General features: G+C 37.1%; 13 protein-coding genes. 12 read left to right on the forward strand and 1 reads right to left on the reverse strand.

Annotated features, from left to right (window positions below):
• Window positions 1–7 precede the first annotated feature (7 nt).
• Window positions 8–1,363, reverse strand: a complete 1,356-nt coding sequence (locus V7097_RS07480; protein ID WP_335702980.1) for a hypothetical protein — start codon at window positions 1,361–1,363, stop codon at window positions 8–10.
• A gap of 222 nt (window positions 1,364–1,585) precedes the next feature.
• Between V7097_RS07480 and V7097_RS07485 the strand changes: the two genes are divergently transcribed.
• The 12 genes from V7097_RS07485 to V7097_RS07540 all read left to right on the forward strand — a co-directional run bounded on the left by V7097_RS07485 (window position 1,586) and on the right by V7097_RS07540 (window position 13,896).
• Window positions 1,586–2,602: an NAD-dependent epimerase/dehydratase family protein gene (locus V7097_RS07485; protein WP_335702981.1), complete on the forward strand. Its 1,017-nt coding sequence runs from the start codon at window positions 1,586–1,588 to the stop codon at window positions 2,600–2,602.
• The gene (locus V7097_RS07490) at window positions 2,602–3,657 is read left to right on the forward strand and encodes a dihydrodipicolinate synthase family protein (RefSeq protein ID WP_335702982.1); all 1,056 of its coding nucleotides are present in this window, start codon (window positions 2,602–2,604) and stop codon (window positions 3,655–3,657) included. The genes V7097_RS07485 and V7097_RS07490 overlap by 1 nt, the downstream gene beginning before the upstream one ends.
• Before the next feature lie 21 nt (window positions 3,658–3,678).
• Window positions 3,679–4,683: a zinc-dependent alcohol dehydrogenase gene (locus V7097_RS07495; RefSeq protein ID WP_335702983.1), complete on the forward strand. Its 1,005-nt coding sequence runs from the start codon at window positions 3,679–3,681 to the stop codon at window positions 4,681–4,683.
• 43 nt (window positions 4,684–4,726) lie between these two features.
• Window positions 4,727–5,038, forward strand: coding sequence for a hypothetical protein (locus V7097_RS07500; RefSeq protein ID WP_335702984.1), 312 nt, complete (start codon window positions 4,727–4,729; stop codon window positions 5,036–5,038).
• The gene (locus tag V7097_RS07505; RefSeq protein ID WP_335702985.1) at window positions 5,025–5,444 is read left to right on the forward strand and encodes a family 1 glycosylhydrolase; all 420 of its coding nucleotides are present in this window, start codon (window positions 5,025–5,027) and stop codon (window positions 5,442–5,444) included. Before V7097_RS07500 ends, V7097_RS07505 begins: the two co-directional genes overlap by 14 nt.
• 47 nt (window positions 5,445–5,491) lie before the next feature.
• Entirely contained in the window at window positions 5,492–6,475 is a 984-nt protein-coding gene (locus tag V7097_RS07510; protein ID WP_335702986.1) for a Gfo/Idh/MocA family protein, read from the forward strand.
• A gap of 1 nt (window position 6,476) precedes the next feature.
• A complete protein-coding gene (locus V7097_RS07515; RefSeq protein WP_335702987.1) occupies window positions 6,477–7,451 on the forward strand; it encodes a Gfo/Idh/MocA family protein in 975 nt (324 codons plus the stop codon).
• 22 nt (window positions 7,452–7,473) lie between these two features.
• A complete protein-coding gene (locus V7097_RS07520) occupies window positions 7,474–9,051 on the forward strand; it encodes an FAD-dependent oxidoreductase (protein ID WP_335702988.1) in 1,578 nt (525 codons plus the stop codon).
• A gap of 28 nt (window positions 9,052–9,079) precedes the next feature.
• Entirely contained in the window at window positions 9,080–10,921 is a 1,842-nt protein-coding gene (locus tag V7097_RS07525) for a hypothetical protein (protein WP_335702989.1), read from the forward strand.
• Window positions 10,922–10,937: 16 nt separating this feature from the next.
• Window positions 10,938–12,512, forward strand: a complete 1,575-nt coding sequence (locus V7097_RS07530) for a hypothetical protein (RefSeq protein ID WP_335702990.1) — start codon at window positions 10,938–10,940, stop codon at window positions 12,510–12,512.
• A 40-nt stretch (window positions 12,513–12,552) separates the two neighbouring features.
• Window positions 12,553–13,167, forward strand: coding sequence for an SGNH/GDSL hydrolase family protein (locus V7097_RS07535; RefSeq protein ID WP_335702991.1), 615 nt, complete (start codon window positions 12,553–12,555; stop codon window positions 13,165–13,167).
• Between the two features lie 171 nt (window positions 13,168–13,338).
• Window positions 13,339–13,896: a hypothetical protein gene (locus V7097_RS07540; protein WP_335702992.1), complete on the forward strand. Its 558-nt coding sequence runs from the start codon at window positions 13,339–13,341 to the stop codon at window positions 13,894–13,896.
• Window positions 13,897–14,244 lie beyond the last annotated feature (348 nt).

Here is a 14,244-nt window from a genome sequence, read left to right on the forward strand (position 1 = left end):
TTTCTTTTCAACCTTGTACATCCAGGATAAAGCTAAGTCGGTAAATGCGTCTTGGTCTACCTTTGTAGGTGATTTTTTCTTCACCTACAATATCGACTAAGTTGGCATCCATCCATTTTAATAGAATTCGATGGGCACTTCTCGTTGTAATGTTTAAGGTGGTAGCTAACTCTTGAGCAGTATAATCATATTTCTTATGGCGTGCTACTCGAGCCATTAGCTTTGTCATATATGCTGCTGACATTCCGGCTTGTTCTGCTTTATAAAGTAACTCAGCATCTGTAATGGAGAGATCATATTTTTCGTATTGTGTATCCGTGATAATGTCAACTGGGCCGATTACACTTTGGTCTTCACGAACGATGTAGCAGACATTGCCACCTAATTCCTTTGATTGACGAAGAGCCATTCTTGCATGGCTACCTGCTTCAGCAGCGGAGAGCCCAAACCCAACACCAATGCTTATTGATACACCTAATTCTGTTTTTGCTGTGTTTAATAATGGGATGAATTTATATCCACGGGTTTCTCGTTCGAAAATACCACGTGTTGTGATAAATGAAAATTCTTCACCACCTGAATTGATCAAATGACCATCGAGTAGTTTTGTATAATTTAGCATCATTTGTTGAAATTTCAACTTAAATAATTGGACTTCATGTTCAGTTGTGTATTTTTCTGTGGCTTTATCAAATTTATCAATATCAATAATCCCGAACACAATTTGAGATTCTTTATTTTTGCGTGCTTCCGTTGCAAGCAATGCTCGCTCAAGAGAAACAATTAAGTCCTGGTATGTAGGGATAACCCATTCGTTCGGTACTCCTAATTCTGATAATCTCAGAGAAATTTCTTCGGTACCGGTAATCGCAATGGATCCATATTTTTGAAAATTTTCCTGGTGAAATTGAATAATCGCCTCGAATGAAATATTCTGGCTGTATGGAGAAATGGATGTAAATTCATAATTGGTTTCGCCTAATTCATATAAAATCCGTTGAATGTACTTCTCTTCAACTGTATCAATTGATAAGTGTCTAATATCATATTTATTTTCTATTAAAAATAGTGATCGATAAAGACCAGTACCCATTAACGGAACATAATGGGCTGGAATTGCAAAATTGAAAAGCTGTTTGGCCTTCAAATAGGTAGGGAATTCCATAAAGAGGAGTACTTCAACCTTATTGATCAAATTTTCTATATCCTTAGGTTCAATAGTAGATGCTGTGGAATGAAGAAAGAAAGGTTGGAAATTAGGAAACGATTCAAGCGCTTTCATAACTTCATTCACTAATGCTTCAGGACTCACAATTCCAATGATAATTTCAGTACCATTATTTGACAATTGATTCGTATTCATCACTTCATCTCCAGTAAAAGACATATTAAAGAAATGTCTTTAAATAATCTTAATACTAGATTAAGAGGAACATCTCCAATTGTCAATAAAAATTGAGCATTTATTAAAAGACCTTTAAGTGACTTGTCTTTTAATAAAGCCGAATATAAAATGTAGGTAATCAGTAAATACCATGTTATTCCTAACAATAAAACACAAAAAGAATATAGTAGGAGGATTTAAATGAAAACGATTGCGGAATTAGAAGACTTTATGTCAACACCTAGTGAAGATTTAATTAAGGACATCCAACAACTCGACGGTGACATCATGATTTTAGGTGTAAGTGGAAAAATGGGACCGACTTTAGCAAAATTAGCAAAGCGAGCTGTTGATCAGTCAGGTTTACCTAAAAAAGTGATTGGTGTTGCGAGATTCACAGATGTGAGTTTAATAGAAGAATTAGAATCATATGGAATTGAAACCATCAAAGCTGATCTTTTGAAGGAAGAAGACCTTCAAAACCTACCATTCGTGAAAAATGTTATTTTTATGGCTGGCACTAAATTTGGAACAGTGGGGAATGAGCATTATACATGGGGGATGAATGCATACCTTCCAGGGCGTGTTGCTGAAAAATTTAAGGACTCACGGATTGTTTCGTTTTCAACAGGAAATGTTTATCCATTAACCTCGGTTTTAAGCAATGGTTGTACGGAGGACGTGGCTCCAAATCCAGTTGGTGAATATGCACAATCCTGTTTAGGAAGAGAACGAGTGCTAACCTATTTCTCTCATAAACATCAAACTCCAATTGTTCTATTTAGGCTTAATTATGCAATTGACCTTCGATATGGAGTTTTACTTGAAATCGCAAAATCAGTGTACCAAGGTAAGCCAATTGACTTAACAATGGGAAATGTAAATGTCATTTGGCAAGGTGATGCAAATGAATATGCAATTCGCTCCCTACTGCATACAAATTATCCTCCACAAATTATTAATGTGACAGGACCAGAGACACTTTCAGTGAGATGGATAGCCAATGAATTCGGAAAGCGAATGGAAAAGGAACCAATTTTTGTTAATAGTGAAAGCCCTACAGCATTGCTTAATAATGCTTCTCATGCTCATAAATTATTTGGTTATCCAAAGGTAACGATTCAACAAATGATGGATATGACAGCTAGCTGGGTTGTTGGTGATGGGCAAACAATCAACAAACCAACACATTTCCAAGAAAGAGAAGGTGCTTTTTAATGTTAAAAGAGGCTGTTAAGAAAAAGCTTCATGAGGGTACAGTGATTCCTGCTCACCCACTTGCGTTGACAGAAGAAAGACAGCTTGATGAAGCAGGACAACGAGCATTAACACGGTACTATATCGATGCAGGTGTCGGAGGAATTGCTGTGGGCGTTCATACTACACAATTTGAAATCCGAGATCCTGAATTCAATCTTTATCAAAGGGTGTTATCGATTGCAATTGAGGAAACGAAACATGCCAATGTTCCTAATGATTTCATTAAAATCGCAGGAATTTGTGGACCTACTGAACAGGCTATTGCGGAGGCAACTTTTAGCAAAGAGGTTGGCTATGATTTAGGACTTTTGAGTATGGGTGGTTTAAATCATCTCTCTGAAAGTGAATTAATCGACCGTGCTGAAAAAGTAGCAGAAATTATCCCGGTATTCGGCTTTTACCTACAACCAGCTGTAGGCGGAAGAATTTTCTCCTATGAATTTTGGGAGCGCTTTTCCAACATTCCAAATGTATTTGCGATCAAAATTGCACCATTTGACAGATATTTTTCAATCGATGTAGTTCGTGCTGTATGTAATTCTCCTCGGAATGAAGAAATTGCTTTATATACGGGAAATGACGATAACATCATCAATGATTTACTAACAACATTTGAAATTACAGTTAGAGATCAAAAAGTTGAAAAGAAAATCGTTGGTGGACTTCTTGGTCACTGGTCTGTTTGGACAAAACGAGTCGTTGAGACATTTGAGGAGATTAGAAAAATCAGAGAACATGATTCCATTCCAAAGGAGTTACTCACTCTTGGACAACAAATTACGGATGCCAATGCAGGGATATTTGATTCTAGAAACGGCTTTAAAGGAAGTATAGCTGGAATTAATGAAATCTTAGCAAGACAAGGATTACTTCAAGGAAATTGGTGTTTAGTTGATCGTGAAGTATTAAGTCCAGGTCAAGCAGAAGAGTTAGATCGTGTTTATGCTAGCTATCCACATTTGCATGATGATGAATTCGTCAAAGCGAATTTATCGAAATGGCTGGCTAAATAATCGACGAAAGAAGGATTTCAAATGAAAAGAATTGTTGCCCACAACAAGAAGGTCGAAATTATTGAAGATGAAATACCAAGTCTAGAAGGAAAACCTTCCTATATATTAGTCAAAACATTATATTCAGTTATTTCACCTGGCACTGAGCTAGGAATGCTATCACTTAGTGAAGAAAGACAGGTACACCTCGGATATAGTGCGATGGGTGAAGTCGTTGAATGTGGTCCTGACATCACCGATGTGAAAAAAGGGGATCTCGTTGCTTGCTATGGAGCGCCATATGTTCACCATGATGAATATTTACGAGTACCGAAAACATTGTATGCCAAGGTTCCTGACTCTGTAAATCCGAAGGAAGCGGCTCTAGGTGGACTAGGAGCAATAGCGATTCATGCACTACGTATTGCCAATCTACAATTTGGCGAAACAGTGATAATTGTAGGATTAGGGGTTTTAGGGCAATTAATTGCTAAAATTGCCAATGCAGCAGCCTATAATGTGATAGCGTATGATCTCCACGAAAGTCGAGTAGCGATGTTAACGAAGGAAAATATTAAATCGTTTTCATCTGTAGAAGAGATGGAAGAGGCTATTCAGGTTGAAACAAAATCTCGTGGAGCAGATGCGGTTCTTTTATGTGCAGGGGGAAAGCGTTCTCCGCTCACACATGAATGCTTGAAGTGGATTCGCAATAAAGGGAAGGCAGTCATTGTCGGGGATATTGAGCCAGACTTTCCAAGAAACTTAATGTTTGGCAAAGAGGCACAGCTCCTCATATCTCGTGCAGGCGGTCCTGGAAGATATGACAGTGTATATGAAAGGGAAGCCATAGATTATCCTTATGAATATGTTCGCTGGACAGAAGGTAGGAACTTGGAAGAATATATTCGACTTGTAAAGGATAAACGGATAGATGTCGGACCGTTTATTTCTGAAACTGTGCAATTTGTAGATGCGCCACAAGAATTTGAAAAACTATTAAACAAGGAATCTACGACACTTACAAAATTAATTCACTTTGCGTAGTATGAGGAAAATTAAGCTTACAGCGGAAAGGATTTTGATGTCAATGATGTGTAACCACTTTTGCTTACAAGGAAATGTTGTTACCGATAAACGAATATTTAAAAGTATGGTTATTGAAATCAAAGATGGAAAAATTATTTTCGTTGGCAAGAAAACAGATATAAAAATGATGGATCTACCCCTCTACCAAATAGAGGGGTGGATCTGTCCTGGTTTTATCGACACACATATACATGGTCTGAATGGTGATGATTTTATGGACCATATAAAGGAAGGTTTTTATCGCATTCAAGATGGGCTCCCATCCTTTGGTGTGACAAGTTTCTTGTCAACATGCTGGATTGCTAGATATTGAGAATATTGAAATCGATTATAACCACACACATATCGGTTGGCCAATCTATGCAGAAGGTTTGTATAAAGTGTTTCAATATCTTGCTGAGCGGTATGGAAATATTCCGTTGTTTATTACTGAAAATGGTGCTTGTTGTGTTGATGACCTTGTTGATGGGAAAGTGAATGATCAAGACCGAATCAACTATTATGGGCAGCATTTAACTGCAGTAAGTAGAGCCATGGAATCGGGAATCCCGATCATTGGTTATCTTGCATGGTCGTTACTAGATAATTTTGAGTGGGCAGATGGTTATGGGAAACGATTTGGTCTTGTATACGTAGACTTTCAGACATTGAAGCGCATTCAAAAAGAAAGTTACTACTGGTATAAAACCGTAATCTCCAACTGGTGGATGGAAATATAATTTATCTATAAAGCAACTTCTTGAAATTGAGGAAAGAGGTGGATTGTATGCAAAACATTTTATTGATTGGTGCAGGAACAATGGGGAATGAGCATGCTAGATCCTATTATGCTATGGAGGATGTTCATGTCGTTGGGATTGTTGACAAAAGAAAAGAAAAAGCCAGGGAAATCATCGGTGAGCATGATACACAAATTTTTCAAACTTTAGAAGAGGCTGTAAACAATCTCGAACAAATTGATGTGATTGATGTTTGTGTTCCAACTTTTCTACATAAAGAGTATGTAAGGAAAGCTGCTGATTATGGAATTGATGTCATATGCGAAAAACCTTTAGCATACACACTTGAAGATGCCAGAGAAATGATTAATTACTGTAATAAGAAAAACGTGAAATTATTTGTGGGGCATGTAGTTCGTTTCTTCCCGCAATATGCAAAAGCAAAAGAGCTTGTTACTAATAGTTCCATTGGGGAAATTGGTGTCGTTCGAACAAGACGTGGTGGAAACTTTCCACCTGGATGGAGCGACTGGTATTCAGACCAGTCGAAAAGTGGTGGGGTAATTCTCGATTTAATCATCCATGATTTTGATTTTTTACGTTGGAACTTCGGTGAAGTGGAGCGAGTATTTGCGAAAGGTCTTGCTGATCTCGATTATGCAATTGTGACATTGGCCTTTGAATCGGGAGTAATCGCACATGTAGAGGGTTCGTGGGTCCATCAAGCATTTTCGACTCAATTTGAACTTGCTGGAAAAAGTGGGATTATCGAATATGATAGTTCAAAAGAAGAGCCTGTTTTTCTTTCAATGAAACAATCAAATGGGGACAAGAATGGTGTTCAAGTACCTCAAAGTCCTTTGAAAAAATCACCATATTTTATTGAACTGCAGCATTTTTTGAAATGTTTGAAAACGAATGAAACACCAATTGTCACAGCAGAAGATGCATATAAAGCGATGGAAATATCAGTCGCAGCCCTACAATCAATAAAAACAGGTTTACCTGTAACACTAAAGGGGGAAAACTGACATGAAAATTGGAATTATAAGCTTCGCCCATATGCACGCGAATAGTTATGCATCTGCTATAAATGCAATGAAAGGTGTCACACTAGCTGGGGTTGCCGATGATAATGAAGAAAGAGGGACGAAATATTCACAGCTTTTTGACACAGTTTATTATAAAAATTATCAGGATCTACTTGATTCTGAAATTGATGCAGTTATTGTGACATCTGAAAACAGTCTTCATCATCAACATGTAATCGCAGCAGCTAAAGCTGGAAAGCATGTTTTGTGTGAAAAGCCATTAGCTACCAATTTAAAAGACAGTGAAGAAATGATTCGTGTATGTGAACAATATGGAGTTCTTCTAGGTACTGCTTTTCCAGTTCGATTTAACACACCAATTCAACAAGCTAAAAAAGTGATTGAAGAAGGTGCACTAGGAGATATTTTAGCCATAAAGGGAACAAATCGGGGAAGCAATCCTGGTGGTTGGTTTATTGACAAGGAGAAATCAGGCGGTGGTGCGGTTCTCGACCATACGGTACATGTTGTCGATATAATGAGATGGTTTACAGGGGCCGAAGTGAAGGAAGTTTACGCAGAAATAGGAAATGTATACATTGATCATCCGATTGATGATTGTGGAATTCTTACAATGGAGTTTACAAATGGCATGTTTGCCACTCTAGACTGTAGTTGGTCAAGAAATAGCGCATATCCAACTTGGGGCGATGTAACAATGGAAATTATCGGTTCGAAAGGAACCTTAAAGATTGACGCGTTCTCTCAAAAGATTGATTTCTATTCCAATCAGGAAGGGGCTAAATGGATTGGCTGGGGAGATGATATGGACGCCGGCCTGATTGAAGATTTTGTTGCAAGTATTAAAGAAGGAAGATCCCCACTAGCAACAGGCCATTCGGGAATGAAAGCGGTAGAAGTAGCATTAGCAGCCTATCAATCCTTTGAGAATAAAACACCTGTAAAATTGATTTGAATTGATAAAAAGAGGTGATAAAATGACAAGCTCACAAGAACTACAAGCTGATTTAGTGATTATTGGTGGAGGCTTAGGTGGATGTGCAGCAGCACTGTCTTCCTTACAATCTGGAAAAACGGTGGTTTTAACTGAGGAAACAAAATGGATTGGTGGCCAAATCACAAACCAAGGGGTACCCCCTGATGAGCATCCATGGGTTGAAAGCTTTGGAGCAACGAGAAGCTACCGGACATTCCGAAGAAAAATAAGAGAATATTATTTTACCAAATATCCAGTAATAACTACTGAACGGACGAATGATCAATTTAATCCTGGTACTGCTATCGTTAGTAAAATAAGTCATGAACCGAGAGTTGCATTAAGGGTGCTCTACGATATGCTAGCACCCTTTTTAAGTAGTGGAAAGTTAACATTATTAACAGAGTATAAAATCATAAAAGCTGAAACAGAACAAGATCAAGTTCATGCAGTCATCGTTCAACATACAAGGTCTGGGCACTCCTACCTGTTAAAAGGAAACTATTTTTTGGATGCTACAGAAATGGGAGATGTTTTACCACTAGCAGAAGTTGAATATGTTACTGGTGCAGAATCCCATGCCGAAACAGGTGAAGCACATGCACCAAAGGATGCAGAACCCTTGAATATGCAAGCAATTACATATTGTTATGCGATTGATCATATTGAAGGGGAAGATCATACAATTGAAAAGCCTGCCCAATATGAATTTTGGAAAAACTATCAAGCTGAATTTTGGCCTGATAAACAATTAAGCTGGTGGGGTCTAGTACCTCATACACTGGAACCGATTGAGTACTCCCTTTTTTACGAGCCAAATCGCTTTTCATTATGGAATTACCGTCGAATTATCAATAAGAATAATTTTGAACCGGGCACGTTTCAAAGTGATATAACGATCGTCAACTGGCCTCAAAATGATTATTGGTTAGGACCTATTATTGATGTAACCGATGAAGAGAAAGAAAAGCATCTATATAATGCCAAACAATTAAGTTTATCATTGCTATATTGGATGCAGACGGAAGCACCTCGTCCAGATGGCGGAGAAGGGTATCCTGGTATTCGGTTAAGAAAAGATGTATTAGGAACAGAAGATGGCTTGGCAATGTACCCATATATCCGTGAATCAAGAAGAATTAAAGCACAATTTACAGTGAAGGAACAGCATATAAGCGGTGAAATTGAAGGGAAAGAAAGTGCCAGCTACTTTCCGGATAGCGTAGGGATAGGAAGTTATCGATTAGACCTGCATCCGAGTACAGGAATGAATACTTATATTGATTTTTCATCTCATCCATTCCAAATTCCACTTGGCAGTTTATTACCTATCCGAGTTAAAAACTTGTTGCCAGCTAGCAAAAATATTGGGACCACTCATATTACAAATGGCTGTTATCGACTACATCCAGTGGAATGGAATATCGGAGAAGCAGCCGGCCATCTAGCAACTTATTGTATTGACAATGAAATCGTCCCAAGTGAAGTGAGAAATCAGGATGACAAACTAAAGGATTTTCAGTCACGTTTAGTGAATGCGGGAATTGAACTGGAGTGGCCGAAAATTCATAAAATATGATCAAGATGAAGAGTGGAGTGGATACGGATTGATCGCTCTAGTTGATAAAAGCATGCAAATGAAACACTTTGTTCCCTATAATCATTATTTTTCAGAGATTAACCAACTATTAAAAGAGGACCTCTTTCAATATTCATTTATTTTTATTAATGGTCATGAAAATGGGAAACCAATGAAATTGCCGTATGAAATGCTTGAAAAACTTTGGGCTTATGTGGAGGATGGTGGGACTTTATATGGGGAGCTTATCAATTGTGATGACTTTCCATCTTCCCGCCTTTTTGGATTCAAGCAGGATTTTTCGGTAACAAATCGTCGTTTAGAAAAACTAGTGATTTCAAGTGATAATCACTATTGTAACAAAGGGCAGCTGCTCGAGTGGCAAGGTCCCTTTTTAACAGGATTTACCTTTGACACGGAAAGAATGTTGGATATCGGTAATTTTAAAGAGACCCATCGAACTGAAAAGGAAGGGAAATACCCCGGAATAGTGATGAAAAAGCACGGGAAAGGGAAATCCATTTTTTCGACGTTTTCCTTTTTAGGTAATAAACAAATTTGGACGTTGCGACCGAATTGGGTATGGAATGATGTTATAAAATGGCTTCAAATGGACTATCATTTGCCACTTCATTTTATACAGCCCATTATTCAACCAGCAAATGAATTTGATATTGAAAAAACAATTGAAAAGGGTATGAATTGGTTTTTAACTTCTGGTATTTTACCGAATGATGATGGAAGTCTTGGAGTATATGAAAATGTTCATTCGATTCGTAGCGAAGTTAGTGAGGATTTTCGACCAGATTGTCATGCACATACTGCACTTTTATTTTACCTGTATGGAGAATATACGAAGAACCATAAGTGGATCGAAAGGTCTCATAATCTATTAAACTATTTATTCGAAGAAGGCTACCAGGATACAGATCCTGACTCAGCTACCTATGGTTTTTGGAAATGGTTTCAAAGCCCGAAGTGTAAGCCGGATCAAATCTTTTCGGATGATAATAGTTGGGTAGCACTTGTTCTACTATATTTATACCGTAAAACCGGACAAGATGAATATAAAGAAAGAGGCTTATTGACAGCAAATGCTCTTTTAAACACGCAAAATAAAAAAGGTCTTCGACCGGAGTGTATCCGTGAACATGAACTAATTGACAATGGAACCGCCTTTTTCAAAAATTCAACGAATGCTAGTATGAATCCACATTTTGAAGCCATTGTCCATGCTACCTTTATCCAAGCCTATTATGTCTCAAAGGATGATAGATTCTTACAAACCGCGTATAAAGGTACGTTAACAATGCTAGAGAATAAAAAGGATTTAAAGTACATGTATAGTCAAACAGCTGGTTATAGCAGATTTCTATTATCCTTAGCGCAAATGTATGCCGTGACGAAGGATGATACCATTCGTAAAGGCTTATATGAAATTCTTGAATACTTAGCTGAACATCAACATGAACTAGGTGGTATTGAGGAAAGTGATAATCCTGATCCTGACCGATATGGAACAGAAGATACGGGTGTGTTTCGCATCAATGGTGAAGGGATTGCCGATCAATTGTATACGAATAATTTTTTGCTCATGAATGCGTGGGAGACTTGGAAAGCAACAGGTGACCCCACAGTACAAGCATTTTATGAAAAACTATCACACTTTTTATCCGGGATTCAAATTTATTCTCCGAAAAAGGAATTTGCAGGTGGCTGGATGCGTTCTTTTCACCTAGAGAGCGGTGAGTATTTTGGCAATAATGGTGACACTGGCTGGGGTGCATATGTGATAGAAAGTGGATGGACAAATGCTATTATCCTTTCAGGCCTTATTTTAAGTGAATTAAATCAATCATTACTAGATTAGTGTGTGGAGGTGCCAAATGTCGGTTACATGCAGCATTCTTACTGATGAAACACCTGTAGTTTTTGCTAAAGAAGAGTTGCTCAAATATGCAGGACAGGTCGGGCAGCCCATTTCTTATTCTTTTGTGTTAGGGTTAGCACATGATTTTATTGAAAAGGGCTTAGTAGAACGGTCTACATTACATGACTCGTCGGTTGATACTTTTCAGTTCATACAAAAGGAAAGTGAGATTTATATTATTGGATCAAATGCTAGATCTGTACTCTATGGTGTTTATCATGCTTGTAAAATACTATTTGGATATAGATGGGTGCATTTTTTAGCTAAAGAAAAAATTAAAATCAAAGATAGTGTAATACTACCAGCAATTCATAGCGGGAAATTGGATAGAAGAGGCTTAGTTATTGAAAATCATGATGACACTTCATTTCTGATACAGATCATCGATTGGGCAGCGAAACACTATATCAATGAACTATTCTTTACTTTTATGCTATGGGATAAAGTAAAACACGTAATAGAAAAAGAGATTGAAAAACGTGGGCTGAACATTACGATTGGCGGACATAGTATGCACTACTTATTGAAGGAAATCTCAAATTCGGATAAAAAGCAGATTGATTATTCAGATGATAGCTGGAAAAGTTCTATAATTGCTAGAATAAAAAACTATCTTGAAAAAACACCTTCTATCAAACGATTATCATTATGGCCTGCCGATATTGGGATAAATGATGACGATCACTTTTTATCCCGTTACATCGAATTTACTGAACAAATAAAAAAGCAAATTCCTAGTATTGAAGTAGAGCATATATCCTATAATGCAGGATTATCGTGGGATATGTTAGAACTACCAGATGATATTGATAGTTCTAATTCTGTGAATACGTTATTCGCATACTGGGGTAGGAATTATCAACACTCTTTTAGCAATGAGGAAAGAGCATACAAGGCTTTACAAAAATGGTGTCAAGCAACGAAAGCCAATCAAAAGGAAATAACGATTTTTGAATACTATAGCGATCATTTTATGTTAGGTGATCTATTTCCACCTTTATTTCAAAGGATTCATAAGGATATCGAAATGTATACTAAGTTAGGAATTAGACAAATGGTCAACCTAATTGTTCCATTTCTACCAAAAGAAGATGCTCTTGAATTGGATTACCGGTTTCCATGGGAATCGATTCAGCTAATGAATAGTTACTATTTTGCTCGATTAACTTGGGGTGATGCCTTTGAAGACATTGAAGAAGACTTTTACTCAATCTTCGACGATCATCAAATGGAAGCGAAACAAGCACTTAAGAAAATGGAGGCAGTACTCTCGGAAGTATCAAAATGGAATGTGCATTTATTTCCAAGTCGGGTGATAGATCCTGAAAAAATAATAGAATTTGATGACTTGCATTTAATTATCTCCGACTTGGAATATTGGAAAAACGAGCTTGAACGATTGAAGGTCGATTCTATTTTAGAAATTGATAGCCCATACAGCATGATTACATTTTACATTGGTTATGTATGTGAAAAGCTAAAGTATTACTTGCGTGAATGGAATGATAAAGTAGTAGCAATGTCAGATTAACAATAGTTTAGTATTCCATAGGTAGTGTAGGGGGTAAAGAATGAAACAACGAATCATTTTTATTGGCGACAGTATTACATGGTGGGGTATGAGTGAGAATGATATGATTGGAACTGGTTATGTTCGATTACTCCACGATTATTTAAAGGTTACCTACCCAGAAAGGGATTTGGAAATTATCAACAAAGGAATAAGTGGAAATCGGGTGACAGATTTAGCAGAACGGTGGGAAAAGGATGTTACTTCCCTTACACCGGATATTGTATCGATATCCATTGGTATCAACGATGTTTGGAGACAATTAGATTCTCCTGGCATCGATCAAGTGTTTCCGCAGCAATTTGAAGAAGTATATGAAGTTCTCCTTTCAAGTATTAAGCAAAAAACGAATGCATCAATAGTTCTAATGGAACCTACGATCATATCAGAGGATATTCAATCAGAAGGGAATATGAAGCTTAAACCATATATTGAAATCATCCATAGACTAGCAGGAAAATATCATGCAGTTCTCGTCCCAACACATCAAGAATTTATTACATTTTTAAAACATAAAAAAGATTTTCCCCTGACAATAGATGGTGTTCATATGAATACGACAGGGAATATGCTAATGGCAAAAACATGGAAACAAGCTACAAAAGGCTTATTTTAGATAAAATTCTACATTTGAAAAGAGTGACCAAAAGGTTACTCTTTTTATGTGTCAAACTCAAGAATTGTCATGAAACATATTCTTGATTAATATGTAATACAGAATCTAACACTTTTCGACACCTCCATAAAGGTATAATGAGAAAAACGAATGAATAGGGAGGTTTGGATTTTGCTAGATTCTAGTAATGAGTTCTATTTAAGCAGTGCAGAAAGGCAATTAATTATTAAAGGGGTTAAACTTGGATTAGAGCGATTTTATAAGGATAGGGAAGGAAAGTCCGATCTCATCACCGAAAGAAACTTCATCTCTAGACAACGTGCCTCTTATGTATTCGACTCTACCTACCACATCGCGAAACAACACCCAGAACTAAATGTAACACCAGAAATTCGAACAGCAGGTTTATCCTATGAGTATGTATCGCTATTTTTTGAAACCCGAAAAATTGTCGTCACCTTCAGTCAAGTAAAGCGTCCGGAGGATCTACCCGAATACAGTGAGTATCGAAATGAGTACACCGTAGGAAATCGCTTATACAATCCACAGCTTTCCTTTTTCAGGGAAGAAGATGAGTATAATCTCAAACTCTACAAACATCTAGTAGTTACCTTCAATGGGTCACATGGACCAGATCCGCTTTTTGTTTGGATTGGTGCGACAACGCCAGAGCAGAACGCATGGATTTATCATGAGGAACTAACAGTAGATGTTGGAGTTGGGATGTAATAGGGAATAGATTATATCTGGAGATTTCCTCGACGCAATAGATGTTAAATAGACACTTTTGGTTATATATGGTAAAAATCTTTAAATAAAAGCATGTTATGATATCTCATTTGGATATGTATGGAAAATCTCTTTAAATAAATAGTGTATTTGAAATAGCATTTGGACATATTTGGAAAAAATACTTGCATAAAAGTGTTTTATTATATCGTTTGTGGAAATACCTGGTAGAATTATTTGCATAAAAGTATTTTAATTAATGACTAGGGGATACTTGGAAATTACTTAAATATATACGTAAATAAGATATGATTTTTGGATAGATCCGGTAAAACTCATAGCATATTT

Source organism: Bacillus sp. JJ1562 (genome assembly GCF_036962705.1).
Classification (GTDB): domain Bacteria; phylum Bacillota; class Bacilli; order Bacillales; family Bacillaceae_L; genus Ferdinandcohnia.